At 42.5% G+C, this 26,089-nt stretch carries 26 protein-coding genes and 1 tRNA gene; 5 read left to right on the top strand and 22 right to left on the bottom strand.

All coding sequences use genetic code 11. The annotated features are described in order from the left end of the window. Positions 1–81: 81 nt before the first annotated feature. From ACSLBF_RS05570 to ACSLBF_RS05500, 15 genes are all read right to left on the bottom strand, one after another. On the bottom strand, positions 82–1,056 hold the full coding sequence (locus ACSLBF_RS05570) for a flagellin N-terminal helical domain-containing protein (protein ID WP_440055613.1): 975 nt from the start codon (positions 1,054–1,056) through the stop codon (positions 82–84). An 800-nt stretch (positions 1,057–1,856) separates the two neighbouring features. After that, a complete protein-coding gene (locus ACSLBF_RS05565; RefSeq protein WP_440055612.1) occupies positions 1,857–2,828 on the bottom strand; it encodes a flagellin N-terminal helical domain-containing protein in 972 nt (323 codons plus the stop codon). A gap of 316 nt (positions 2,829–3,144) precedes the next feature. Further along, a complete protein-coding gene (gene flgL, locus ACSLBF_RS05560; RefSeq protein WP_440055611.1) occupies positions 3,145–4,380 on the bottom strand; it encodes a flagellar hook-associated protein FlgL in 1,236 nt (411 codons plus the stop codon). 2 nt (positions 4,381–4,382) lie between these two features. After that, entirely contained in the window at positions 4,383–6,407 is a 2,025-nt protein-coding gene (locus ACSLBF_RS05555; protein ID WP_440055610.1) for a FlgK family flagellar hook-associated protein, read from the bottom strand. A gap of 1 nt (position 6,408) precedes the next feature. Then, on the bottom strand, positions 6,409–7,383 hold the full coding sequence (flgJ, locus tag ACSLBF_RS05550; RefSeq protein ID WP_440055609.1) for a flagellar assembly peptidoglycan hydrolase FlgJ: 975 nt from the start codon (positions 7,381–7,383) through the stop codon (positions 6,409–6,411). A gap of 102 nt (positions 7,384–7,485) precedes the next feature. Beyond that, on the bottom strand, positions 7,486–8,562 hold the full coding sequence (locus tag ACSLBF_RS05545; protein WP_440056196.1) for a flagellar basal body P-ring protein FlgI: 1,077 nt from the start codon (positions 8,560–8,562) through the stop codon (positions 7,486–7,488). A 44-nt stretch (positions 8,563–8,606) separates the two neighbouring features. Then, a complete protein-coding gene (gene flgH, locus ACSLBF_RS05540) occupies positions 8,607–9,290 on the bottom strand; it encodes a flagellar basal body L-ring protein FlgH (RefSeq protein ID WP_440055608.1) in 684 nt (227 codons plus the stop codon). Between the two features lie 12 nt (positions 9,291–9,302). Continuing rightward, a complete protein-coding gene (gene flgG / locus ACSLBF_RS05535) occupies positions 9,303–10,091 on the bottom strand; it encodes a flagellar basal-body rod protein FlgG (RefSeq protein WP_440055607.1) in 789 nt (262 codons plus the stop codon). A gap of 16 nt (positions 10,092–10,107) precedes the next feature. Continuing rightward, positions 10,108–10,872, bottom strand: a complete 765-nt coding sequence (locus ACSLBF_RS05530; RefSeq protein ID WP_440055606.1) for a flagellar basal body rod protein FlgF — start codon at positions 10,870–10,872, stop codon at positions 10,108–10,110. A 133-nt stretch (positions 10,873–11,005) separates the two neighbouring features. Further along, positions 11,006–12,406 carry a flagellar hook protein FlgE gene (flgE, locus tag ACSLBF_RS05525; RefSeq protein WP_440055605.1) on the bottom strand — a complete coding sequence of 467 codons (1,401 nt, stop codon included), beginning with the start codon at positions 12,404–12,406 and terminating at the stop codon, positions 11,006–11,008. 41 nt (positions 12,407–12,447) lie between these two features. After that, positions 12,448–13,131 (bottom strand): flagellar hook assembly protein FlgD, encoded by a 684-nt coding sequence (locus ACSLBF_RS05520; RefSeq protein ID WP_440055604.1) that lies wholly within the window; start codon positions 13,129–13,131, stop codon positions 12,448–12,450. Between the two features lie 17 nt (positions 13,132–13,148). Continuing rightward, the gene (gene flgC / locus ACSLBF_RS05515; RefSeq protein ID WP_440055603.1) at positions 13,149–13,586 is read right to left on the bottom strand and encodes a flagellar basal body rod protein FlgC; all 438 of its coding nucleotides are present in this window, start codon (positions 13,584–13,586) and stop codon (positions 13,149–13,151) included. A gap of 2 nt (positions 13,587–13,588) precedes the next feature. Then, on the bottom strand, positions 13,589–13,999 hold the full coding sequence (gene flgB / locus ACSLBF_RS05510; RefSeq protein ID WP_440055602.1) for a flagellar basal body rod protein FlgB: 411 nt from the start codon (positions 13,997–13,999) through the stop codon (positions 13,589–13,591). A gap of 528 nt (positions 14,000–14,527) precedes the next feature. Further along, positions 14,528–15,361, bottom strand: coding sequence for a CheR family methyltransferase (locus ACSLBF_RS05505; protein WP_440055601.1), 834 nt, complete (start codon positions 15,359–15,361; stop codon positions 14,528–14,530). A 17-nt stretch (positions 15,362–15,378) separates the two neighbouring features. Further along, positions 15,379–16,311, bottom strand: a complete 933-nt coding sequence (locus ACSLBF_RS05500; protein WP_440055600.1) for a chemotaxis protein CheV — start codon at positions 16,309–16,311, stop codon at positions 15,379–15,381. 140 nt (positions 16,312–16,451) lie between these two features. Here ACSLBF_RS05500 and flgA point away from each other — a divergent pair, with 140 nt between their 5' ends. The 3 genes from flgA to flgN all read left to right on the top strand — a co-directional run bounded on the left by flgA (position 16,452) and on the right by flgN (position 17,976). Beyond that, positions 16,452–17,159 (top strand): flagellar basal body P-ring formation chaperone FlgA, encoded by a 708-nt coding sequence (flgA, locus tag ACSLBF_RS05495; RefSeq protein ID WP_440055599.1) that lies wholly within the window; start codon positions 16,452–16,454, stop codon positions 17,157–17,159. Between the two features lie 72 nt (positions 17,160–17,231). After that, positions 17,232–17,555 (top strand): flagellar biosynthesis anti-sigma factor FlgM, encoded by a 324-nt coding sequence (gene flgM / locus ACSLBF_RS05490; RefSeq protein WP_440055598.1) that lies wholly within the window; start codon positions 17,232–17,234, stop codon positions 17,553–17,555. Beyond that, the gene (gene flgN, locus ACSLBF_RS05485; protein ID WP_440055597.1) at positions 17,548–17,976 is read left to right on the top strand and encodes a flagellar export chaperone FlgN; all 429 of its coding nucleotides are present in this window, start codon (positions 17,548–17,550) and stop codon (positions 17,974–17,976) included. Before flgM ends, flgN begins: the two co-directional genes overlap by 8 nt. An 11-nt stretch (positions 17,977–17,987) precedes the next feature. Here flgN and ACSLBF_RS05480 read toward each other — a convergent pair whose 3' ends face one another. Beyond that, positions 17,988–18,467 carry an LPP20 family lipoprotein gene (locus ACSLBF_RS05480; protein ID WP_440055596.1) on the bottom strand — a complete coding sequence of 160 codons (480 nt, stop codon included), beginning with the start codon at positions 18,465–18,467 and terminating at the stop codon, positions 17,988–17,990. A 172-nt stretch (positions 18,468–18,639) separates the two neighbouring features. On the opposite strand from ACSLBF_RS05480, the gene ACSLBF_RS05475 reads away from it, so the two are divergent. Together ACSLBF_RS05475 and ACSLBF_RS05470 are read left to right on the top strand one after the other, a co-directional pair. Beyond that, positions 18,640–19,845, top strand: a complete 1,206-nt coding sequence (locus ACSLBF_RS05475) for a flagellar assembly protein T N-terminal domain-containing protein (protein WP_440055595.1) — start codon at positions 18,640–18,642, stop codon at positions 19,843–19,845. Between the two features lie 146 nt (positions 19,846–19,991). Next, positions 19,992–20,177 (top strand): hypothetical protein, encoded by a 186-nt coding sequence (locus tag ACSLBF_RS05470; protein WP_440055594.1) that lies wholly within the window; start codon positions 19,992–19,994, stop codon positions 20,175–20,177. Between the two features lie 125 nt (positions 20,178–20,302). Here ACSLBF_RS05470 and ACSLBF_RS05465 read toward each other — a convergent pair. From ACSLBF_RS05465 to ACSLBF_RS05440, 6 genes are all read right to left on the bottom strand, one after another. Then, positions 20,303–20,379, bottom strand: a tRNA-Arg gene (locus ACSLBF_RS05465). Between the two features lie 229 nt (positions 20,380–20,608). After that, positions 20,609–21,253, bottom strand: a complete 645-nt coding sequence (locus tag ACSLBF_RS05460) for a FlgO family outer membrane protein (RefSeq protein ID WP_440055593.1) — start codon at positions 21,251–21,253, stop codon at positions 20,609–20,611. 9 nt (positions 21,254–21,262) lie between these two features. Continuing rightward, positions 21,263–21,919 (bottom strand): FlgO family outer membrane protein, encoded by a 657-nt coding sequence (locus ACSLBF_RS05455; protein WP_440055592.1) that lies wholly within the window; start codon positions 21,917–21,919, stop codon positions 21,263–21,265. 11 nt (positions 21,920–21,930) lie between these two features. Next, a complete protein-coding gene (locus tag ACSLBF_RS05450) occupies positions 21,931–22,512 on the bottom strand; it encodes a FlgO family outer membrane protein (protein ID WP_440055591.1) in 582 nt (193 codons plus the stop codon). A gap of 54 nt (positions 22,513–22,566) precedes the next feature. Next, a complete protein-coding gene (locus ACSLBF_RS05445; protein ID WP_440055590.1) occupies positions 22,567–23,169 on the bottom strand; it encodes an SPOR domain-containing protein in 603 nt (200 codons plus the stop codon). Further along, the gene (locus ACSLBF_RS05440) at positions 23,153–26,083 is read right to left on the bottom strand and encodes an MSCRAMM family protein (protein ID WP_440055589.1); all 2,931 of its coding nucleotides are present in this window, start codon (positions 26,081–26,083) and stop codon (positions 23,153–23,155) included. Before ACSLBF_RS05440 ends, ACSLBF_RS05445 begins: the two co-directional genes overlap by 17 nt. Positions 26,084–26,089 lie beyond the last annotated feature (6 nt).

The raw sequence follows: 26,089 nt of genomic DNA, 5'->3' as shown, positions 1-26,089 counted from the left end.
TAGAGCCCTATAGATGTAGTTCTCTAACTCAGGTATCGACTGATTAAGATAAAGCTTTAGCTTTTTTTTAAACTTTTTTAATTAACCCTGTAATAAGCTTAATGCAGCTTGTGGTCTTTGGTTAGCCTGGCCAAGAATTGTTTGGCTAGCTTGTTGTAATATTTGGTTTTTTGTCAACTTCGCAGTTTCTAAAGCAAAGTCTGCATCTTTAATACGAGATTTCGCAGCAGACAGATTTTCAGAAATATTTGCCTGATTTCGAATCGTTGACTGGAAACGGTTTTGTACCGCACCAAGTTCTGCACGTTTTTTATCAACCACGGCAATCATCGCATCCATCGCAGCGAAAACTTGTTGAGCGTTTTCTTGTGATGATACACTGATCACGGTTGCCGCCATATTAGAAAAACCAGCAGTTTGTTCAGTCAAACCTGTACCTACGGTACTGATCCCTGCAGCCAACACTGACATGCCTTGACCAGTTACCGCTGAGGCAATGCTGGCAATGCCAGACATAGTGAAACCACCATTAGCGGTCATTGAGTTATCACCATTGGTAGTCGCCCCCACTTCACGCATACTAAACCCAATGGTTTGAATGGCATCAGCACCGACTTGGAAATTGGCTTCATACTCACCATTTAGCAAGTTTTGTCCACCAAAAGTAGTATCACTCGCGACTCGGTTTACTTCTGACGCCAATTGACGAATTTCTTCTTGCAGTGCAAGTCTATCTTCATCAGTGTTCGAACCGTTTGCTGCTTGCTGCGAAAGCGTTCTAATACGCTGGAACATTGAGGTCATTTCTTCCATCGCACCTTCAGCCGTTTGTGCCAGTGAAATACCATCGTTAGCATTTCGGTTACCTTGACCCAAACCCAAGATCTGCGACTGCAGACGGTCAGATATTTGCAAGCCAGCCGCATCATCTGCCGCACTGTTAATGCGCATACCTGATGATAGACGCTTAAAAGAATTATCTAGTTCGTTACCCGAATTAGTTAACTGTCTTTGTGCATTAATCGCACTGACATTGGTATTTACATATAAAGGCATGATTCACTCTCTCTCAGTCAAATCATTATCTAACGCATTAGATAATTGGATGACAAAGCGGCAACCCTACAATAGGTCTTCAACATGAAGGCAACGACTTGCCACTTTGACGCTAATTTTTTATTCACTGAGTAAAAAGCAAACTTCGAGCCAATATTACATTGCGCCTGTTATTTTTTATCATTTTTCTTATCGAGTACTTTGCAGCAAGGAGGAGAGAATCCGTGAATATGAGAGCTTTGTTGGAATATTTGATTCCTTATCGTAGCCATACTAAACAGATCGATATCCCGTACAATACCCGAGTAATATAAGACCAATCCGTATATACATCACCAACTGCGAGGCTCGACAGAGACCGCTAAGTGTGTAAAAAATCTCTTCGTTAAAAACTAAAGAGCAAAATTTTGCCTTACTATCAAAAAGAGGATCTTGCCTCAGGGTTGCCTAATTAAATAAATCAGACATAAACACCGTCAATTAGTCGCATGTAGTCAGGCTGGAAATTTGACTCGCACTGTGTCAGTAACAGATCATTGCTATATCTGTGGATGTCAATGCTAAAGCAGCAAGAGTTGCTGGTAGTGGTATAGACAAATAAAAAAGAGGCTGGATAGCCTCTTTTTTGGAATTTTGAGAGTGAGTGTCATTTTTCTAGCACATTATTGGCATACATTGTGCTTTATAAAAACGTGTTCATTTTTTTATGAACGCTATTGGATTTTTAAGCTACTCCGCTTTATCCAATTACGGTGTCTAGGCAAATACCCCATCAGCCTAGACACCCCTTTCTTCACTTATTATCCTAGTAGACTTAGTGCAGCCTGTGGACGCTGATTAGCCTGACTTAAGATTGTTTGGCTAGCTTGTTGCAGAATCTGCATTTTAGTCAAGTTAGCTGTCTCTTGAGCAAAATCGGTATCTTTGATTCGTGATTTCGCTGCTGACAAGTTTTCAGAAATGTTTGACTGGTTACGGATGGTAGATTGAAATCTATTTTGTACCGCACCGAGTTCTGCACGTTTCTTGTCAACTACCGCTATCATTGAGTCCATTGCTGCTAGTACTTCTTGCGCATTTTCTTGCGAAGAAACACTGATGATAGTTGCCGCCATGTTGGTAAACCCAACAGTACCTTCCGTTTTACCGGTACCTACATCACTGATACCAGCTGCTAGTGTAGACATTGTTTTGCCTGTTACACCTGAAGCGACACCAGCGATACCCGACATGGTGAAACCACCATTTGCTGTAAGCGAGTTGTTACCGTTTGACGAAGCACCTACGGATTTCATGCTGAATCCAATCGTTTGGATAGCATCAGCACCGACTTGGAAATTCGCTTCGTACTCACCATTTAGTAAGTTTTGGCCACCGAAGGTGGTGTCTTCTGCAACTCGGTTTACTTCCGATGCTAAAGAACGAATTTCTTCTTGTAGTGCTAAACGGTCTTCGTCTGTATTAGAGCCGTTAGCTGCTTGCTGTGCCAAGGTACGAATACGCTGGAACATTGAGGTTACTTCGTCCATTGCACCTTCAGCAGTTTGTGCAAGAGAGATACCGTCGTTCGCGTTGCGGTTACCTTGGTTAAGACCGTTGATTTGTGATGTTAAACGGTCAGAAATTTGTAGGCCTGCTGCATCGTCAGCTGCGCTGTTGATACGGAAACCTGATGAAAGACGTTTGAATGAGGTATCTAGTGCATTACCAGAATTCATTAATTGTCTTTGAGCGTTCAATGAACTTACGTTAGTATTTACATAAAGTGCCATGATGATTCTCCCACTTTAAATCGAGTTATTCACTCTCAAAACATGAATCTTTCCAGCCTTTGAATCATTTTCACTCTCCGGCCTGGTTAATTAAGTTATCGGTCGGCAAAAAAATTCCTTTAATCTTTTTTGTAAAAAAATTCTTAACAAATGTTTTTTAAGGCTTTTTTTATTCCTGTTGAAAATACAGGTACAGCAGGTTATTTTTAGGAAAAAGACAAATTGGAGCCTGTTAATAATCTGATAATAAAAGGCTTTTATTCAATTGATGTGAATTATGCGGGAGTAAAGGTGTAGCCTATTCAAGGCTACACTTTTATCGAATAAAGTCGAGTAAAGAGAGGTTTGCTAGTCGACCAAACGTAGATTGTGATGCCTGTAGTGCGGTTTCATGTTTAGTCAGCTCAGAAATTGCCGTGTAAAAATCAGCTTCTATCAAATCCGCTTTCGATTCTTTGTTATTGGCATCTAAGTCATGATTGGACTGCTCAACCAACTTCGCAGAATTAACTCTTCCCCCTAATCCAGCTTGAGCTTGTGAAATACTGACTTTCGCTTTGTCTAGACCAACCGAAGCATCAGCCATCCGCTGCTTATAATCTTCAAGGGAGATATTCGGATCGGTAAGTGTACCAATCAAATTTTCCAAAGTGTTTAGCACATTCTGCTTTTGTGGTTTTTCTAAATCAAAGCTGATCGTACCTGAACCCGTTCCTTCATATTTAAATTCTAACCCTGCTACTCTAACAGTATCTCCTTCGAAGCTCCCTGTTGCTACCGGCGTCCCACCTTGTTCTAGCTGAAAGGTATTAGGAGTTCCAGCGGTTATAACAAGGTCATAGGTATTTGCCCCAGCAGGTGCAGCGGGATCAGCGTTATAGTTATTACGATGGAAATCATCAAACACCGACTGTTCTGCGACATATACGGTTGATGAAGTGATGAGACCACCGACGGTTCCAACATTTGAGGTCACATCTAACCGCTTCTCAACATTTTCGAAAACATCAAAGCCATTATCGCTTGAACGAATTTTTACTCCTTCTGCGACTTGAATACTATGCTGTCCCTGATCTCCGCCATAAACATACTTACCTTGTGCAGCATCAAAGCTGTATGTCTGAGCATTGTCCTGATAACCCGAGAAAACAAACTTGCCGTCTTCGGTCTTGGTATTGGTCAAATTAAGGATTGTATCTTGGATAGATTTAAGCTCTTCGGCAAGCGCTTCACGATCCACATTTGCATATCCACCATTACCTGCCTGTATTGCCTTGGTGTAAGCGGCATCAATTGAGGTTTTTATGTTCTCAAGGACAGATTCCTGCATGTTTAGACGACCCGTTAACACCGTCAAATTTTTGCTAAACTGGTCGTTTGCTTGAATTTTATCGTCATACAACAGTGCCCGCGCCACCGCAGATGGATCATCCGAGGCACTTTGTACACGCTTTTGTGTATTTATTTGCTGTGTGGCTTTGTTCACCTCTTGCTGATTTTTTAAAATCGAGCTGAGGTTATTGTTGAAGATTTGATTTTGAGATAAACGCATAATTACCTCGCTGCACTTAATAAGGTGTCAAACACGGTTCTTGCTACCGTAATAACCTGTGCTGACGCTGAATACGACTGTTGAAAGCGGAGCAAATTTGCCGCTTCTTCGTCCAAGTTCACACCGGACATGGATTCAAACCAAGCTTCAGACTGATTTGCTAAAGCTTCAAACGCCGCGCCATTGGTTTGTGCCTGATTGGTGATTACACCTATTTCAGTCACCAGCCCTGCATAAGCCTGATTGAAGGTTTTATGATTGTCTGCATTTGCCCCAGCTACTACATTTTGCCTAACTAGCTCCGAGTTTTGCAGCTGTGCAAGCACCAAACCATTTCGGTTGTCATCAACACCACTGGTATTAAACTCGATGGTAAATGTGTCGCCAGTGTTTGGCACACCTTCTATATCGAAGGTAAAACCTGGATTGTTGAACGGCGCAGGACCAGCGGCAGCTGCGTCAGCCATAATATCCTTACCATTGTTGGTGGAAGTAAAAGTATGACTTGGCGTTCCACCAGCCCCTTCTATAATGTATTCGTTCAAATTCGCCGTTTTAGTTAATGTATAAGGTCCAGCCGAAAGCGCTGGCGTTGCTAAAAAAGCACTGCTTGCGGGATCTGTGCTGGTTATCACGCCATCTGAAATACTAGCAGCACTGGTGTTATCGATAGAAGTGGATAGCCTAATCGGCGAAGCAAGCGCTAATGCTTCTGGACGTGTTGTTGCCAACGTCATGCTAGTGGAAGCAAATTGGTTAAGCTTAATTTGAAACTGGTCACCATTTGCAGGCGCACCGGTTACGGCAATAGATAAACCAAATGCCTCACCACCTGTGATGGTCGATGAATCAATAACCCCTGCTGTAACATTAGCGGTAGAAGGCGTGCCAATAACATTGCCCTTGGCATCGATAGCAGCAATCTCAACGGTAGTAGCACTGGTAAAAGTCACCTGAAAATCGGTAGCTGGTAGCTGATTTCCCTCTCCGGGAGTAATGGTAGCGGTCAGACTTCCCGTACCAGTATTGTCAGCAAATGCCAGTCCTCCAGCAGTTGGGATGTTAAAGATGTCGCCACCAAACTCGCCATCTAGATTCAGGCCCAGCCTGTTTTGTTGATTAAAGGCATCAGCTACAGCCAAGCCGATTTGGCCTAGCTGGTTTTGTGCTGGGATCAACACTTCATCTCTGAATGCCATTAAACCGCCAATCTTGCCTTTCAAGCTGCCACTGTCTAGCTCCAGTTGCACGACATTTTTATCTTTAATATCTAGCAACAACTCTTTGCGATTGGGATCAGGATCACCTTTAATTGCAAACAAATTAAAGGCACCACCTTGCATTACAAGCGCGTCGCCGGTGCCCAAAAACACCAGCTTTTCTCCGTTTTCGCCATCTAATGTTTCAATATCAACTAACTCAGCAAGGTCTTTAATCGCTTGATCTCGCTCATTTAAAACGCCGTAGTCAACATTATTAACATCAGACGCGGCTTTGCTTGCTACTTCTTTGTTTAACTGACTGATTTTCTGAACCAGGTTGTTCGCTTCTTCCGAGAAAATATCCAATTGGTCATTAACAATGGTATTTTGGTCTACCACAATCCCAGATAACCGGTTTAACTGATCGAGCGTATTTTGCGCACTCGTCATAAACAATGACCGATTGGTAGATGAAGATGGTAAATTCAGTGCTTCTTGCATACTGCTAAACATCTTGTTGATGCTTTTACTTAAGCTTGTGGATTCTTGCCCGAATAAAGAGTCAACCCGCGAAGCCTCACTCACAAATTGTTCGTAATAAGTCTTATTAGATATATCTCGGTTTAGTTGTCGCTGTGCAAACTCGTTGATAAGTCGAACAGTTTCACCACGGCCGACCATATTACCAACTGTTGTGGCATGTTCTGTTCTCTCACGAATGTAGCCTTCGGTGTTGAGATTCGAGATATTTTTACTGGTAGTTTGCAGCAGCTCAGTATTCGCTCGAACACCTGCTGCACCAATATTTAAAAGATCAAATGACATTTCATCTGACTCCCTTAGTTAACGCACCAGAAACTAGATCTGACAGTTCGATACGTTGTAAAACCGATTTAATTTTATCCGCATAATTAGGATCGGTGGCATAACCAGCCGATTGCAATTCATCAAGATATGAATGGCTGTCTTGCGCATTGGATAATGCTTGTTGATATCTCGGATTACCTTTAATGAAATCTACATAATCAGAAAAGCTGTCGGCGAGTGAATCGTATGCTCTAAAGCTTGCTTGCTTTTTAACTGGCAAGCCTTGCTCAAATTCCAACGTCACTTTTTTGGCACTGTCGCCTTGCCAGCGGTTATCTGATTTAATATTGAATAAGTTATTGCTACTGTTGCCATCTGGCTTGGCAATAATGTGTTTTCCCCAGCCGGTTTCTAAAGCGGCTTGCGCCACCATTACAGCAGGGTTTAACCCGAGCTTCTTAGCAGCGCTTTTAGCAAAATCCCATACCTGTTCAACAAATTCTTCAGGCGAAGAAAACACACTTTGTTTGTCACTACTTGATGCCACATCATTATTTATTTGTGGCTGTGGTGCTTGGCTGCTGACTTTCGATTGCTGCGGTGAGGCTCGTTCAGGCAAGCTTCCATCTGCTCTTATTACTGACGCTGGCTTATAACCTTCGGTATTAGGAGATAGCTGCTGCACGATAAGGTCTGCAAGACCCAAACTCCCTTTTTCTGAAAGATGCATAGCCAACTGTTGATCGTGCATTTCTTCAAAAAACTTCACACCGCTCGAATTAAACGGACTGTCTTTGTCTTCCAATGCTTCGTTGGCTTTACGCATGCTGGTTAAAAGCATTTGGGTAAAGATCGATTCAAACTGTTGCGCTGCTTTTCTCAACGCTTGCTTTGACGCATCTTGATCACCAGCACTGGTCAACGCCTCTTTACGAAGCGAATCTAAGTTACTTAAATCAAAGAAGCTCTGATTTTTTAGCTGATCGGTATTCATAATCTCAATGCTTTTGTCATCTGATAGTGATAACAATGCAAAATACGCGCCAATAAAAAAGCCTCGCTAAGCGAGGCTAACTGATTGATTAATAAACACTCTTTATATGACGACTAATTGACCATTGATAGCCCCAGCTTCTTTTAACGCTTCTAATATCGCCATTAAATCACCAGGTGCTGCGCCTACTTGATTGATTGCTCGAACGAGGTCATCAAGGCTCACACCCGGATCAAACACAAATGCACGCGAGTCATCTTGGTCGACATCAATAATGCTTTGCTGAGTTGCGACTGTTTCACCTTCTGCAAATGCGTTCGGTTGAGAAATGTTGACTTGCTCCGCAATCGTCACTGTTAATCCGCCATGCGTAATAGCAGCTGGCTGTAATTTGACATTTTTACCGATAACAATGGTACCGGTACGAGAGTTCACGATAATTTTTGCAGCGGTATCGGCAGGTTTAAACTCGAGATTTTCTAGCGTAGATAGATACGCTACTCGCTGAGACGGATCTCTGGGCGCAATAACTCTTACTGAGGCTGCATCCATTGGTTTTGCACTATTTGGCCCAACTAAATCATTAATCGTGTCAGCTAAGCGTTTTGCAGTGGTAAAGTCAGGGCTATTTAAATTAAATGTAATATAGTCGCCTTGTGAAAAGGGACTCTGTACTGCACGCTCAACGGTAGCGCCGTTGGCAACTCTGCCCACTGTCGGTGTATTAATCACAACTCGACTACCATCCGCCCCTTCCGCACCTAAGCCTCCAACAATCAAACTGCCTTGGGCTATCGCATAGACGTTACCATCCACACCTTTCAAAAACGTCTGCAATAAGGTACCTCCACGTAAACTTCCAGCACTACCGATAGAAGAGACGGTGACATCAATGGTTTGGCCAGGTTTAACGAACGGTGGAAGATCTGCGTGTACTGCAACGGCTGCAACATTCTTGATTTTTGGTTTTAGGTTGGCAGGCATTGAGATACCGAAGCTATTCAGCATGGCCTTGAAGCTTTGCTCGGTAAAGCGCGTTTGCTCTCCCGTACCAGGAAGACCTACAACCAAGCCGTAACCAACTAATTGGTTAGAGCGAACACCTTCAACCATACTGACATCTTTAACTCGCTCAGCATGAGCAACCTGTGTCACTCCACCTGCAACGACTAACAACATGCAACTCAGTAATTTAAAGATTTGGCTTTTCATAATGTACATCCTTAAAAAGGCATGATTGCGCTCATAAAGAAGCTGGTAAGCCAACCTGCGCTCTGCACTTCTTGCTGATCACCTTTACCTGAATATTGAATTCGCGCATTCGCGATACGATTAGATTCTATGGTGTTATCCGCTTTCACATCTTGAGGCCTGACTAAACCTTCCAAACGAATAAATTCCTCACCGGTATTTAGCGTGAGCCACTTTTCACCACGGATCACTAAGTTTCCGTTTGGTAGAACTCGAGTTACATTCACTGAGATATTACCAAATAAACTATTTGATTGATTTGACTGCGAATCGCCTTCAAATGAGCTTTCTGAGTTAGCTGACAACTGAATCGATTCCTTACCGATGTTTACCGCGTTTCCACCTAAACCTAGAATCGGTTCAAACCCTATTTCACTCTCTTTCTCTAGCGTTGAATTTGCCGCTTTACTCGCTTGCGTCGTCTCTCTTAATACAATAGTGATAATATCTCCAACTCGCAGCGCCTTCTTGTCAGCATATAAATCATTTGAAAACTGAGTATTAAAAAGCGATCCCGTCGGTACCAGTTGCGCCTGTGTTTCTTCAGGATAGATAGGTGCATAATATGGGTCATCACGCACCACACTGCTGTTTTGAGTTGTGCTGCACCCGCTGAGCGCAGCCACTGCCGCGATGGCAAAATATAATGCACGCATACTATTCTCCGATTACAGTTGCTGGTTGATATAACTCATCATTTGGTCAACTGAAGAAATGACTTTGGAGTTCATCTCATAGACTCGCTGAGTCTCTATTAGATTCACTAGTTCTTCGGTTACGTTCACGTTTGAGGTTTCTAGCGCCCCTTGAACAATTTTCCCAAGACCTTCTATGCTTGGGTTGCCTTGCACAGGCGCACCACTCACCGCTGTCTCTGTGTATAAGTTCTGACCGATTGGCTCCAGACCCGATGGATTGATGAAATCACTAATAACCAACTGACCAATAACCACATTTTCAGCCTGCCCCGCAACCCGCACCGTCACTTCACCATCTTGAGAAATAGTGATTGATTGGGCGTCATCTGGCACATTCATTTGCGGCTGGATTGGGAAACCTGCACCAGATGTCACTACACGACCTTCTTCATCAGTAGTGAACTGACCATTTCGCGTGTAGGCCGTAGTGCCGTCGGGCATTTGAATTTCAAAAAAGCCGGGGCCTTGGATCATCCAATCTAAAGAGTTTTCAGTGCTCAGCATGTTACCTTGCGAAAAGTTCTTTTGGTTGGCGACGACTTTTGCACCTGCACCTAACATTAAACCTGAGGGAAGCTCCGTATCTTGTGAAGAACGACCTCCTGGCTGATTAATATTTTGATAAAGCAAGTCTTCAAAAATAGCTCGGCTCTTTTTATATCCAACCGTACTGGCGTTTGCCAAGTTGTTAGAGATAACCGAAATATCGGTTTGTTGGGCATCAAGACCCGTTTTACTAATCCACAATGCTGGGTTCATAATCTTTACCTCACCCTTAAACTATACGTAGGAGCGAAGTGTGTCGCTCGTCAATTTCTTCAGCGGTTTTCATCAGTTTGACTTGCATTTCAAACTGCCGCTGATGATTAATCATGTCTACCATTTCATGTACTGGGTTCACGTTAGACATTTCAAGAAAACCACTCATCACTTTTGCCGTTGGTGAAATCTCACAAAACCCGCAAATACCATCAATTAACAGGTCTTCTTTAGGTCTGAACAACCCGTCATTACCTTTTGCCAATTTCGAGTTATCGGCGTCTATAATTTTTAGACGGTCAACCACTTCCAAAAAGTTTGCAGGCGCGCCTTGTGGGCGAACTTGAATGGATCCATCATCACTGAATACGACTTTTTCAACAGGAATGGGTAAGACGATAGGTCCGCCTTCGCCAATAAGTTGGCGACCATGACTGGTAACTAGCGCACCATCACTACGGATATTTAACGTTCCAACCTTGGTGTACGCTTCTTCACCGCTAGCATCCATGACACTGATCCATGATTTATCATCAACAGCAATATCTAGATCTCGACCAGTTTCAACAATGGCTCCGCCCGTCAAATTTGTACCTGGCCTTTCTTGCAAGGCAAACACCCGTGTTGGCATCCCTTCGCCAAACGCTTGCATAGAGCGAGCTTGGGCAAAGTCAGCTTTAAACCCGGTGGTATTTGCATTTGCCAAGTTATTGGCTTTTAACGCCACGCCACGCAAGCTTTGTTTAGCACCTGACATCGCGATGTAGACCATTTTATCCATGACGGTGACCCTAAAAATTAATACTTACCGTAGTTAAAGCAAAAGTAGTGCCAAGGTGAGAACAAATATTTGACGGATAGATAAGAGATAAAAAAGGCCATCACAATGGATGGCCTTTGGAGGGCATAAATTATTAACGGATCTGTAAGATATTTTGTTGTAGCGTTGAGTTAACTTCCAGTGCTCTCGAGTTCGCCTGGAAATTACGCTGCGCACTGATCAAGTCGACCAGTTCATTGGTTAGGTTAACGTTCGACTGCTCGAGTGCCGATGAGTTGATTGAACCCAAAGTACCAGTATTTGGCTCACCCGCAAGCGGCTCACCTGAAGACAAACTTTTCTTCCACTCAGTATTACCAATGGCTTGTAACCCCTGTGAATTAGGGAAACGAACCAGTGCAACTTGCCCTAGGTAAGTAGAGTCACCGTTGGTATACGAAGCAACAACTTTACCGTCTGAACCAATATCAATTCCGGCTAGTCGGCCTACCGTGGCACCGTCTTGTTCAAGTGCTTTTACTTCAAAACGACCAGATGAATATTGAGTCGGCAGTCTTTGCGTTGTATTCGCTTCATCACGCCAGTTAACAACAATGTCGTTCGGGAAAGTGGCACCGTTATTTAGTAGATTTGACATACCAATTGTCGGATCGACTGTATCTTGAGGACCAGCTAAAGTTAACGGATTAAAAGTGGTCCCCGTATTAGCGCTAAAGGTCAGTGGCGTTGCTGAGGGATCGTCTGCTGTTTGACTTGGAATACCACTGGCATCAAAACGGAAAACACTTACCGGCGTATACGGTACTGCAGGTGTTGCTGCAGGGTCGATTAATTGCGCATTATGGTTAAACGGCTGATCGTCTAATGTTGCATAAGTAGACCACTCATTATCTGAGGTTTTTCTGAAAAACAACTGTAATGTGTGAGATTCACCCAATGAGTCATAGACGGTAATTGCCGTTCTTGCATTATACGAGGCTCGTTGTGTTGGATCAAAAGCAATTGTAGGTGGTTGCGCTGTCGCGTCTAAGTTAAACGATGTGTAGATTTGCGACGTTGCACGAGGCGAACCTGAGGCATCAGGGATCTGAATTGGCGACGTCTGGCTTAAACTCAACGAGGTATTATCACCAGTAGATGGGTCCACTGGAAAGCCCTGTAAGTAGTCACCTTTGGCATTCACGATAAAGTTATCTTTATTCAACTTGAATGCTCCAGCCCGAGAGTAAGTAAAATCTTGCGACTGTAGTGAGTCAGACATCGCAAAGTAACCTTCGCCTTCAATCGCCAAGTCTAACGAGTTTTGCGTAAACTTTAACGAACCTTGGTGAAACTGCTGTGCAACCATCGTCGTTTGCACACCGTCACCATTCTTTGTTTTGCCTGAACTAAACACCGATGAAGCGTAGACATCTGCAAACTCAGCACGAGATTCTTTAAAGCCCGTTGTATTAACGTTAGCAATGTTGTTTGCTGTGACATCTAAGTCTTTTTGCGCGGCAGCTAGACCAGTTAGTGCTATATTAAAACTCATACTCTCACCTCTAAGTTCTTAAGGTTAATTCTTTAAAACTATTATGCTATTTCAGCAATATCAGTTAAGCGCACCGCGCCTTCTTTAGTGTTAATGACGATGCCGTTAGCACCATTGACATTAACGCTGTCTATATTTCTAAATGTCGCCACCGGTAAAGTTTGATATTGACCTTCAACCATACCTTCGGCTTTGATGGTGTACTCACCTGCAGGCATCATGTCACCATTTTTGTTCTTACCATCCCACTCGAATCGCACTGCACCCGCTGACTTTTCGCCAAGCTCAATAGTGTGCACCAATGCATCCGTTTCATCGTAAATATCGATGGAGAGGTTTTGCACAGGCTCCGGCACTATGACTGATCCTTTGGACAATGAATCACCACCGTACTCCAGAGTATTCGATTCAAGCAGAGCCTTCTTACCGATTAAGGTTGAGGCCTGTAAGGCAGAATTCGAGGTCATTGATGCTGCCAATGATTCAAACCTTTCATTGAGATTTGAAATCCCTTCCGCCATTGTGAAATTAGTCATCTGGGCGATCATCTGATCGTTGTCAGCAGGTTTACTAGGATCTTGAAATGACAACTGCTGAGTGAGCAACGAGAAGAAGTCTTCTTGCGTCAGTTCATCATTCGCCTTTGTCTGTTCGTTTTGCTTTTGCTTATCCCAACGCAATGAATCCATATACGTTGATGAAGCAGCATTCACATTGTTACTCATCAGCAATCACTCCAATACTAGCGCTGACCAAGTTGCAGTGTTTTACTTAGCATCTGCTTTGCAGCATCTGCAACTTGAACATTCGTTTGGTAAGACCGAGAGGCTGAAATCATGTTAGCCATCTCTTCCACCACGTTTACGTTTGGTTTGTAAATATAACCATTTGCATCGGCGCTAGGATGGTTCGGGTTATACTCCGCTTGCAGCGGCTTATTACTCTCGACAATACCCAACACTTTCACACCAACAGACGCCCCCATCGCATTCGTACTGTTCTGGGAAGCCGCGGCTTTAGTAAGTTCAGCTGCAAAAACTGGGTGTCTCGCACGATATACTTTATCTTGACTTGAGCTCACCGAATTTGCATTCGAGATATTACTCGCAGTGGTGTTCAGACGAACATTTTGGGCGCTCATTCCAGAGCCTGCTATATCAAATACGTTATAAAGACTCATAATTAAGCTCCTTGACCACCGAGGGCCTTTTTCAGGCCACTAAACTTACCAGAAAGAAATTGCAAACTGGCTTGGTACTCTAATGCATTCTGTACATACAAGTTTCGTTCCACTTGTATGTCAACGGAGTTACCATCACCTGTATCTGCTTGATTTGGCGTACGATATAGTTCATCTGAGTTTGTCATCTTGCTTCCGCCAGATAGATGATTTCTATCTGTTTTGACCATATCGTTGCCGCGTTGTTGGGAAGACTTTGCCGCTTTAAAGGCACTGGCAAAGTCGATATCTTTTGCCTTGTAACCTGGAGTGTCGGCATTTGCTATATTACTCGCCAGTAGTTCAGCACGTTGTGAACGGATCAACATGGTATGTTGATGAACACCTAGTGCTTTATCGAAACTGATTGCCATAATTAGACTCCAAAAAATTGACTCAAGTGAATTAAGCAATTAATGGGCCAATAATAAAACACCGATAACCCTCTGAAAAGTAAATACTTTTAAAGTGATTTATATATTTTTAAGCGCTATTAACTTGGAAAACCAACAACCATTATTAAGTCTTGGCTGTTACACAAAGCACAAATTACACCATCTATAATTTTGCTTAATTTGCTTTTTATACCAATCCACTTAATGAAGTGATCTAATTTGAAGCAAGAATACCTTGTCGATAGTTCCGCTCTCGCGTCCTGCTACCGCTAAGGTACCTACATCCATGCAGGCAAGGCAAAAATTTCGTTATTTAGTTGTTCTAAATGAGAAATTTTTAACGCAGCTATCGTCAGGTTTAATCTTTCAAAATGATTAAGTGTTATTGCGGATTAGTATTAGACACCTTCATAGGTGGTAATTTAATACCTAGAAAAAGAAAAGCGGCTAGATTTGCTTCGCCGCTTATACTGGAACTTGCTAAGAAATGTTAACGATGAATCTTAATCAGGTTTTCTTCTGATAAATTATCCCAGGGTTGCACCTAAGCATATTAAAGTGGTCACTCAGTCCTGCCATAGATTCAGAAGCGCCTAAAAATAAGTATCCTTGAGGGTTAAGTGCCTGGGAAAACTGCGAGATAATTTTCGCCTTCACCTCAGGGGAAAAGTAAATTAATACATTTCGGCAAAAAATTACGTCAAATTTTCCCATTAAGGCGTAAGAGTCAAGTAAGTTTAGGTGTCTGAAATTGACCATTTTCCTGACAGGTTCAATGACTTTTGCCATGCCATTACCACTGTCAACAAAAAACTTTTTCCTCCGCTCAGGAGATAACCCCCTCGCTAGCGCTAAGGCGTCGTATTCAGCGTTTTTACACATATCAAGCATAGTATTTGAAATATCAGTGCCTGTGATCTGCACTCCCATTTTCAATGCAGAAGGTGATTTAGCTAAGTACTCACTGGTTGCCATCGCTATGGAATACGGTTCCTGCCCAGAGGAACTCGCTGCAGACCAAATTTTCACTGGTCTTCTTAAGTCCTTAAATTCAGGCAAGATCTTGCTTTTCATTAACTCAAATGGATAGGTATCACGAAACCACAAGGTCTCGTTTGTTGTCATCGCGTCCACGACAGCGGCACGAAGTTGCCGCTCATGAGGGCTCAACGTCTTTGCAACTAGGGCTGAAAGTGTATCGACACCAAAACGAACCATCAATGGAGCCAAACGACTTTTAACCAAGTAAAGTTTGTTGTCCCCTAAAACGATGCCACATTGTTGTTCAAGAAAGGTTCTAAATTGGTCGTACTCTTTCTGCTCTAAATGTTTATTTTCCAAATCGCTACCACCATGCTCTAATCACAATGTACCCATTTTTTCACAGCTGCTGCTAATTCATCAGGGTTAAACTTGGCAATAAAGTCATCGGCTCCGACTTTTTGAATCATCGCTTGGTTGAATACACCACTAAGAGAAGTATGTAGAATCACATGTAACGGTGCTAATTTGGGATCAGCTTTGATCTCGGCAGTTAGAGTATAACCATCCATTTCTGGCATCTCTACATCTGAAATTAACAGACCCACTCGCTCCGTGACATTATTTACGCAGTCCATTTCCGCAATTTCACGCAATCTGATAAGCGCCTCTTTGCCGTTTTTAGCTAATTCTGTTTGCACCCCTAACGGTTCTAACGCTCTCTTAACCTGGTTTCTCGCTACCGCAGAGTCATCTGCTATGAATACGATTCGTTCGCCAAGATCTTTTTGCATTTCACCATCAGAAACAATATCGGCACTTACTTCTGTATTTATAGGGCAAATTTCATTAAGAATTTTTTCTACATCTAAAATTTCTACGAGTTCATTCTCAATTTCTGTTACCGCGGTCAAGTAAGAGTAACGCCCAGCGCCTGACGGTGGTGGCATTATTTTTTCCCAGTTCATGTTTACGATCCGCTCTACCGCACTGACCAAAAAACCCTGAACTGAGCGATTGTACTCGGCAATGACTACAAAACAATTTTGGATATCTTCAATTGGTGGGCCACCCACGGCGAGTGACATATCAATGACAGAAATGGTTTGACCACGAATATGAGCAACTCCGCGGATCAGCGCGTTGGACTTTGGCATATTTGTCAAAGGTGGGCACTGAAGTACCTCTCTTACCTTGAAGACATTAATACCGAAGCGTTGACGACCTTTAAGTCGAAAAAGTAACAGCTCTAGCCGGTTTTGCCCAACCAGTTGTGTGCGTTGGTTAACCGAGTCTAAAATACCTGCCATTGCATTCTCCTACTAATTAAACCGCTAATCGGAACGATCTTTGCTTCGACTTTAGTATGGCCTAACACCCTTGCATAGGTGATGTTATTAAAGCAGAATCTTTATACCTTGTTTCACCACATAAGCATAGTCGAAACATCATGAGTTTGTTAAAAAAAACCGGATGCCAAGCTTTTTTTTATTTGGTTGTTTGTTTTATCGTCATCGGTAGTGCCCATTGTAGAGAATATGACAATAGCGAGCTTGAAAAAGCAGCAGTTGATTATGTGACTCCTCAAGTTGAAAGCGATACCGACAGCCAACTGTCAGTAACCGCTTTGCCACTCGATTCTCGGTTGCCTGTAAAACAATGCCAAACACCGCTGTCTCTATCGACAGCGACTCCTCCTCCCTTTAGTATTCAGGTTACTGTCCAGATTCGCTGTGAGGATCTCACTGGATGGACGCAATATGTTCACGTTCGCATCGAACATTTATTTCCTGTTTTAGTCAGCACAACCATGCTCGCCAAAGGGAGTGTGATTACCGAACAAGATATTAAGACCGAGTATCAACCCAAACGATTTAGACGTGCAGCCTATATTGAAGACGAAAAACTGCTCGTAGGTAGTCGAACCAAACGTAACATTCGTGAGGGACAGCCATTCACAGACAATCAGATTTGTATGGTGTGTAAAGGTGACACCATCATCATTTACGCAAAAACCAGAACATTGACGATAAAAACTTCTGGTGAAGCGCTCCAAGATGGTAATATAGGAGAACAAGTAAGAGTAAAAAACTTACGCTCAGGCAAAACCTTGCGTGCAAAAGTGATTGATATTGAATCAGTAGAGGTTAATTTATAAAAAATTTGCTAAAGTAAAGTTGTTCAAGGCCGATAACTAGGTCGAGAGTATATTTTAATTGGGTCGATTATCATGGTTAACAATATTAACGGTCAAAACCAGTCTAGCTCGGTTGCTAATAATGTAAAGCAGCAACGTGCTGAATTACAAAGAAATGAAGCTAATAATGCTTCATCAAAAACTCCGGCGTCCCCGAAGGCTGCTGCTGATTCAGTAAGTCTGACACCGCAAGCTCAGCAACTGAAAGGGCTAAATGAAAAAGCACAGCAGTCTTCCGGATTCGACGAGAAAAAAGTCGAACAACTGAAAAAGGCAATTGCTGAAGGCAAGTATCAAGTAGATGCTGAAAAGCTAGCTAAGAACATCGCGGCATTTGAGTTTGATGTGTATGGATGATCTAACGCATTTATGTATTCACAAATTAAATGACCAAATCTCTTCGCTAGAAGCAATGACCCAGCTTCTAGATGAAGAGTTAAATGTGCTCGCCTCCAGAAATGGAACGGAACTTAAACCCCTCGCCAAACAAAAACTTACCCTGATTTCCCAACTACAAAAAGTAGATAAAGAGTTAAGCCAGTTTAATCCTGATTTATTCAAAGCTGAAGATGTTATTCCCTTGGTTGATAAGGTGAAATTGCTACTTAACGAGTGTAAACGCAAAAACGAAGTTAATGCCAAAGCAGCTCATCAAGCAAACCTCAGCACTCGCGAACTAAAAGAAATCTTGCTCGGTGCCCCAACCTCAGTAACTTATGGACAGGACGGTAGCGTATCTGGAAGTGCTGGTGAGCTAGTAAGAAACTTAAAAGCCTAGTATTTGGCTTTTTATTTAAGACTATAGTGAATTTTCTTTATCTTCTTAGGCTTCGCCTGAGCTATATACAAATCATAGACTTGCTTCATATCTAACTCCAGCTCAGTTGCGTATGTGTCACCCACAGCATAAGTCTTGATAACTTTAGCACCTCTTACCAAGCCCTTAACTTGTGCTTTTAGACCATCATTTTGAGCTATTGCGCCCTTTACTGTCATGGAAGAAGTTAAATTTTGACCGTAAAGTTGCTCAGCAAGCTCACGATAAGCCTCAAGTTTAGACACTTTAATTGCCAGCAACTGTTTCTGGCCCTGTGTTTCTCCAGGCTGAGCACTCAATGGCGCGTAGCCTACTGCTCTTAAAACCGGATAGGTATCAGGCTGGATTGTTTCATATTCGACATGCTTATCAATTAAGCTCGAACATCCTGTTCCCGCCAATAGTGCACCATTTATCATTAATATAGTTAAAACTTTAGCGGAATATTGCATGATAAGAACTCCACAAGATCAATTAAACTCTATACTAAGACCTACTTATTTAATGAAAACTAGAAACGCAGTAAGGTCGTAGCAAACTTGCTTAGTTATATGCACGATTCTTGCCAAAATTTGGCACAGGTATTGCTGCTATTTTATAAGATGTATTTTTGGGCTTGTAGCAATGAAAAAGTTTGTCGGTATTAGTTGTACGCTGTTTTGTTTAGTCGCAGGAACGCCAGCCAGCGCAGAATGGTTTGAAGTTACAGGTATGGCGAATATTAAAAATGGTGATCATTCCAAAGCACGAAGAAAAGCAGTCAATGACGCAATCACACAGGCGTTACTGTTTTCCGGTGCCTCCGTCACCAGTGTACAAACTGTCACCGATGGTATTTTAACGCAGGATCAACTTAAACTGAGTGCCAATGCCGAAATTCAGAGCGCCAATGTAATTTCAGAGTCACAAGTCGGTGACACTTGGCAGGTCACATTACACGTTGACATCATGCCGCAAACTGAAAAATGCCCAATCAGTGCCTACAACAAACAAATAGCGATCACTCAAAGCCAATTGAAAAACAAGCATCAAGCCACTTTGGGTCAAATTTTTGACATACACAAGGCTACCAGTGAACGTTTATATCAGACGCTCAATTCTCAACGAGCAAGTCTAGAACCTGTACCTTATTACGCCCAACCAATTGAAGTTAACAAGTTTTTTAATCAACGATTTGATTACAATGAACAGCTCATTGAAACGGTAACTGCAAATACTAACAGCCAATATGTTCTGTTGAGCCAAATCACCGATATCTCAGGTGGAGAAAAGCTCAATGGTAGCTTAGCATTTTGGAAAGATGACAAATACGTCAGAAATTTTAAAATGGACTTCGCACTGTTTGATGCCCTATCTCATGAGCGGATTTGGCAACAACAGTATTCTGCACAAGGGATCTGGCCTTTTGAAAAGACCAAGTTAATTGATGTATACAGCGATACCTTTTGGCAAACAGACTTTGCCGATGAAATTCAGTCCATTTTAAATCAAGTTGTAATCGACCTAAATGGTGCTGTTGCTTGCTTGCCTACCAAGGGAAAAATCCTTCATATTGAAGGAGATCGCGTCGTGATAAATCTTGGTAGAATGCACGGTTTAGAAAATGGTCAACTCCTAAATATTGCCCATAACAACCCGATAACGGATGGAGACGGTAGAAAGTACCTACATCAGATTAAAACCATTAACCAAGTGAGAGTGGTGCAGATTAACGCTCAAAACGCCATTGCCGTAAATATCAGCCAGCGTCCTTTGAACAATATCCAACTGAACGACTTGGTAGAGATCCAAGTAGAACCAAACGAGTCGTTTTCGCTGATTGATGAATAACAGGCCATCTCCCGCGGTTGTGGCCTTAGAAGAATAAAAACTTCCAGAAATAATCTCATTGAACGCTAATGATTGACTCCTTATCAAAGCTCAATTAGCTTATTTATTCGCCAATTTGGCGAGAGGATAACTTTTAAGGAGAAACGATGAAATTATCACTCAGAAAAAAAGCGATCAAAAGCCTTTCTAAAGAATCAAACATAGCAAAAAATGTGACGCCATATATTGCAGGAGGCAACTGGGATTTCTCAATTGCTTACACCTGTGACTATGGAGATTACTGCTTAGGTTACACACATAAATATCGTTGTAGACCTACCGACTTTTGCTAGTTAACCTCACCTGAGGTTGATTAAAGCCCCGCAGACTCTATGAATTAGGTCTGCAATTAGCACCGCTGGTTTTCATTGCTTGATAGCCATTGCGGTTGAAATTAGAGCGATGGAAAGGTTAACGATGGCCGAAACGATGGGAATCGAACCCATAACCTTCCCCTTAGGAGGGGGATGCTCTATCCAGTTGAGCTACGTTCCGGCAACAGACAGCAAACGAGCCTGCTCATTATTTCCTGACAAGTTTTAGTATACTTATTCCATCTAAGTTTTGAACCCCTAAGAGCAAAAAATGATGATTGTCATGAGGTTAGCTGCATATTTCAATGTCATTGCAAAATTTTACTGGCTTAGTTTGTTAAGACTGCATAGGGGTAATTGCGGACGAGTTGAACGGAGTTGGTGATAGGTATAATCTGGATTGATCATACCTATCGTGAGGCGGTTGCCTGGTCGTCTAAAATAAAATAAGGAATGGTAACCGAAGAACTTGCGATAACTAGGTTCGTAGCAAACTCCATCATACGTGCATTCACCTCAACTCCGCGTTCTCGATATATCAAGGTGCCACTTAATACATGACTCGGCTTAGCCTTGCTAAGTAACCTACTCGCATCTCGACTAAACAAGAAGTCTCCTCGCTCAGTCACATCAATACGACCTGTAGATTTAAAATCCAGTGCTTGAAAGCCGAGCTGCTGCATTTTTAACATCAACGTCTCAGCAAGTTGGTTACCAAGCTGATTAGTACCACGTAATGAACGGTTAAAGTCCACGAAACTAGTCACGGCCACAGAGCGTAAATTTTGATCTAGCGCCGAGTCTGCCAACTCTAACGCGATCTGCTCGGCGTAATTGGCAATTTCTTTTCGGTGACGGTAACTAACAAAACCTATGTCACCGATTTCTTGCTCACTGGCTCGTTGCTCTTGTTCAGCCATCATCATAGCGTAAAGAGCTTCGAGATCGGCTTGTTCGTCTTGCCGCTCTACTTGGTCAACAGGCTGAAATTGCTCACTCAACTTGCATCCACCAAGTAGTGCCAAAGTTGTGGCAAAAAGTACTACATTTTTCATGCCATGCTCCTAGTTCGCTTGCTCTAGTTGTATACCGTCATAAGCAGCGCCATCTTGCAGTGCATTCACTACATTTTGCGGCAAGAAGCCTTGTGCGGTTCCAACCACATGCTTGCTACGTAATCCAACAACTCGAGCGTTGATCATAATGCCCCCTTGATGGTTCACCAAAGTGCCACCGAGCACATATAAAAATGGGTGCTCATCAGAGAGCTCTAAAAAATCTCGACTAAAAATAAAATCGCCTTGCGGGGTAACGCGAATGTAATCCGTCGTTTTAAAATCAATCACAGGAATACCAAAAGTATGCAGTTCATGAATGAAACTCTCTGCTATTTGATTTCCCAACAAGGAACCTTGGTCATATTGCTTGTCTAAAAACACAAAACTGGACACCGCGATAGGTGTTTTTTCGTTAACATGCTTTAGGTTAGCCACCATGTCTTGCATTAAACCTTGGACATAATGGGTCACGTTTTTGCTCGCCATACGCTGAGACACTGAAAACTGCTTCATGCCGTTAGGATTATTTTGGAACATCGAGGTCCCTTGAAACCCATTTCGGGTCGACTCATTATCGGATTTTTCAACCGCGAAAAAATTTCCTTGCGCACAGCCGGCTAACAGCGAAAGGGGCAAAATCAAACTTAGTAACTTATTTTTCATTGTCTTCTCCGCTAATACTGGCTTCTGATCAAACGACCGTCACGTGTTGAAACTCGTTCTTTACCCCACATTGCTGACTTAGGAATAGCAATTGAAGCAGCCGAGATTGCTTTATTGTGCAATGTATCAACGAGGCGTGCATTTACCATAAATCTATCTCGGCTTTCGACAACAGTCCCAACAACAGCAAGGTCAATTTTCTGACGTTGATTGAGTGTTTTCAGCTCTCTGCTTAACATACTATCGGCAGAGTTTCGCAAAGATAAAGAGTTTCTCAGCCGATATTCCACAACTTCAGCCCCCATTTGCGTCAAATGAGTAATTAACGATTCTTGTAGAGCCAAACTCAGTCCCGCACCTTGATCTTGTGTGACCTCATTGAAATCATCTGCTTTGAGAAAGCTCATTACCGCTATCGTTGAATTAGGCTTGAACGTTCGGACATACTGACCGAGCTGTGCTGCAAGTTCAGCACCAAAGTCATCAATTGAAGGAAGTTCTTCTTGCTGTAAAGTAGCTTCTGACTCAACTACTCGCTGCGTGTTCGTACACCCGACCAACAACACAGCTAATACTAAGGCTAAATATTTCATGATTCCAAGCTCGTGGTAAACTTGGAATCAACTATGCAAAATATACACCAACAGTTAGAGGCGCTGATTAGTGTAATGACTCACTAAGCAGTTTAAGCCGATACTTTTAAGTTGCTGACAACTTTTAAAAGCAGCTTTTTTATCTGCAAATGCCCCCAGCTTCAAGCGGTAGTAATCCGTATTTTTGATATTTACCTGCTCAATATTCACTTCACTTTGTTTGAATTCAGTGGGTAGTTTCTGTTTAATTTGCTCGTAGGTTTGCCTAACTTTTGCATAATCAGGCGTTGAAGCAAGCTGAATAGCAAATCCAGCCGTTGTAGATTGTGGCTCGGCGGCAGTTTCAGCAATGATTTCTTCTTTTTCTTCCACCTCAGGAGCAGTATCATTAGCCGCTACTTGTGTAGAAATAATCGTCTCGGCCAGTTGCGTCGCGATAATATCCAAGTCTTGCTGGACTTCCTCAAAACGTTCCACTTGCTGCTTGATTTCCCTAAATTTTTCAACCTCTTTTTGTAATTCAGTTACCTGCAAACTCAACAGAGCCAACTGTTTTTTAACTTCTAGAGGATCCAGCGCTTCCTTATTTGCTGTCGATTGACAACCTGTCAAAGCTACAGCCAAAAGCGCTAGTGCAATTCTACTCACTCGTTTCATTATTTGCTGTTCCATAAATAGTTAAAGTTTCCAAATTACAAGCCACATTATAATCCGACAACGCTTGGCAAATCTTTGCCGCAGAGCGCTCTTCTGGATGCGCCAAAATAAGCAAATATTCACTTTCACTATTTTTTTTCGCGTACCTAAATCCATCCGATAAAATACCTGGATATCGTTTTGCCAAGATTGCAGCATAGACCTTAAGAATACTCAACGTATTAAACCTGCCAGCGACGGCAAACTCCTTTTTGTGCGTTTTCAATGCTGTAAGTTGATGATTAACATCTAACAACACATCTCCGTTGGCGCTGAGTTCCACTTCAATTATCTCTTTACTGGAAATTGAAAGCTTTTCTGCATCTGAAACCGCAGCTCGATAAGTTCCTGGTTTTAAACCAACAAAATAGTAAAAACCATCGTAAGCTGTTTTAGTTCTGGCCACTTCTTTACCTGAACTGTCATACAAACTAACGCTTGTAAATCCGAGTGGTTTACTACCCTCTTCTTCTGTAAGCTCCACAACCCCTTCAATTTCTGAGGAGTGTACAAATGGAATTTCCGCATATTCAATGAAACCAGGACGAGGTGTAAACGAAAACCCTTCAGACGCAGGAATTAGGAATGGATCAGGAATGCTGTCTGGCTCAATAACAATATCGGTTTTTTTATAATTGACCATTGATGGCAACAGCACGATGCCGTTTTCGTCAGTTTTACCTCGGGCAAAGTTTTGACGTGCTCTCACTACCACTTCAGGCAGAGGTTTCTCTCCTTCATCATAATAACCGTTATTATTATCATCAACAAAGGCCTTGACCATGAGTGAACCCGTTCGGGACAATCGTTTTGAGGTGATAAAAACATCATCAAGCGTATGAGCAGTTCCAATACTAAATTGACTCGATATGCTCATATTCCAATCATCATTACTGTCATATTTGAAATCACCGAACAACCTAAAGTCGTCATGATTCCAACTTATTCCTATTTTGTTATAACGGTAAGACTGGCGAGAATCATTGAAGTGGGTGAAATTTAAATCGAACGCTTCAGCAATTTGTTTACTTAACTCTGCTTCTAAGGACTGAAATTCAGCCTCAGGTTGAATGTCGTAGCGCGCGGTCATTCGACTGTAAATACCGAAGATCCTTCTTTGCCAACGAAAATACCCTTCTAAATCTGAATTATTACCATCAACTTGTCGCCAAGTAAGTTGATTACTAAACCTGCCCCAATGGTTTCCTATACTAAACAAAGATTGAAACGTCTGACGGTCCGCCTGCAGTTCATTTTGAAACAAGTTGTACTCAAAACGATAAGCTACCTTAGGCATCTGCCCGAGCATAAAATCACCGAGCATTTGTATGTTCAACCTCTCAGCGTCGTTATTTGTTTCTTTATCACGCTTGATTTCGTAGCGAGAACTGATCTGTTGACCCAACAGTTTTGTTCTGACATTTAGTGCCAAAAAATCATCATATTCACCATGATTAAAATCGACATCCAATAACACGCTCTTATTGAGGTTTGCACTGACACCTGCCGTCACATATTGTTCATCAGCAAAGTTTTTCTTGCCTTTAATATGCTGATATCCTGCATACACGGCCAGATCTTCTGTTAGGCCATAATCATAACGCCCATTGAGCTGCCAGCTAGCATTACTTGCCGTGTACTGTTCGTCACCAAACACTGATTTCCCTATTTCAGTAAGCGAAACCTCGTAAAAACCCCGACCTTTTTTCACCGCATTTTGTTGCGTATAGTATGTCTGAGTTTCTTTAACAACTTGTCCCTGTTCTCCATACATAACTAGCTCAAAGACGTTTTCTCCATATAACAGATCGACGTTTTCAAATTCGTATCGACCTATTTCTATATTGTTTTGCTGTGCAATGAGTAATCCATTACGGTATAGCTCTACATCCCAACCTACTTGTACAGGTCCGGAAATAAGTATTCGTTGGTTGTTAATTGGGCGGGTTAGTGGCCTATCGGAAAACCTTACCCCTCTGCCTTGTTGTGCAAACATATTCGCACCGATCTGAGTTGCTTGAACATCACCCACAGAAACCTCAGTGAACGTGCCAACAGATAACGCTTTACCACCAGGGTCTGCCCGATGCAAAGCTATCTGAGAGCGTTCGAATAAATCACCTTTTCGTCCATAAAGAAAGTAACTTGCTTGCCAATTCACAAAATCTTGTGCACCAAGTACCGAATAGGAAATATTATTTTCGTCATTGTCAGCCAGCATTCGGAGTTGACCATCGATTACTGGGCGGCCTAGTGTTTGATATGGGCTAGGTTTCCAAGGCAGAGTCGGCTCTGAGCTCGATCGCGAAGCAGAAACTTCTCGCGCATGCCGACGCTGCTGAGCTTCTATAGGTAAAGACCTTTTACTCAAGAGTTTAACTGATAAGTCTTGAGTGCTAGTGAGTAACCGAACATCGAATAAGGTGTTTACCATGACATCAGAAATAAACACTTCGTCTTCTATGAGCTGAAACTCATCAGCCGTAAGCGTTATTCTTTCACCATTTATTTCGACAATGCCTGTTTTCATGTCAAGGGAAAAGGTATTTTCAGGCTGGAAAAACCAGCCTTCGTAACGATGTTCAGCTTGAGGGTAAATCGCGAACCCAACCGCAGCAAAGAAGCTTTGTAGCTCTACTTTGACACCTTGCTCTGCTGTTACAGCGATTATTTCACCAAGATACAAGTTACCTTTATGCGCAGACAAAAACAGCTCAGTGCCAACAGCTATTCGCTCTTGGGTAAAGGCAGACTGGCGCAGTTGGAGCTTTTCTTTAACCCGTTGAACACGTTCCAGTAACTGCTGCAAAGATTGTTTTTGTGGTGTTGCTTCACAAGGCTTAGCATAGACCGCCAAGCCCAGAGTCAACACCATTAAGGC

Source organism: Pseudoalteromonas sp. T1lg65 (assembly GCF_051930985.1).
Lineage (GTDB): Bacteria > Pseudomonadota > Gammaproteobacteria > Enterobacterales > Alteromonadaceae > Pseudoalteromonas.
Note: the sequence above shows the minus strand (reverse complement) of the source record. Positions and strands in the feature narration are given on the sequence as shown.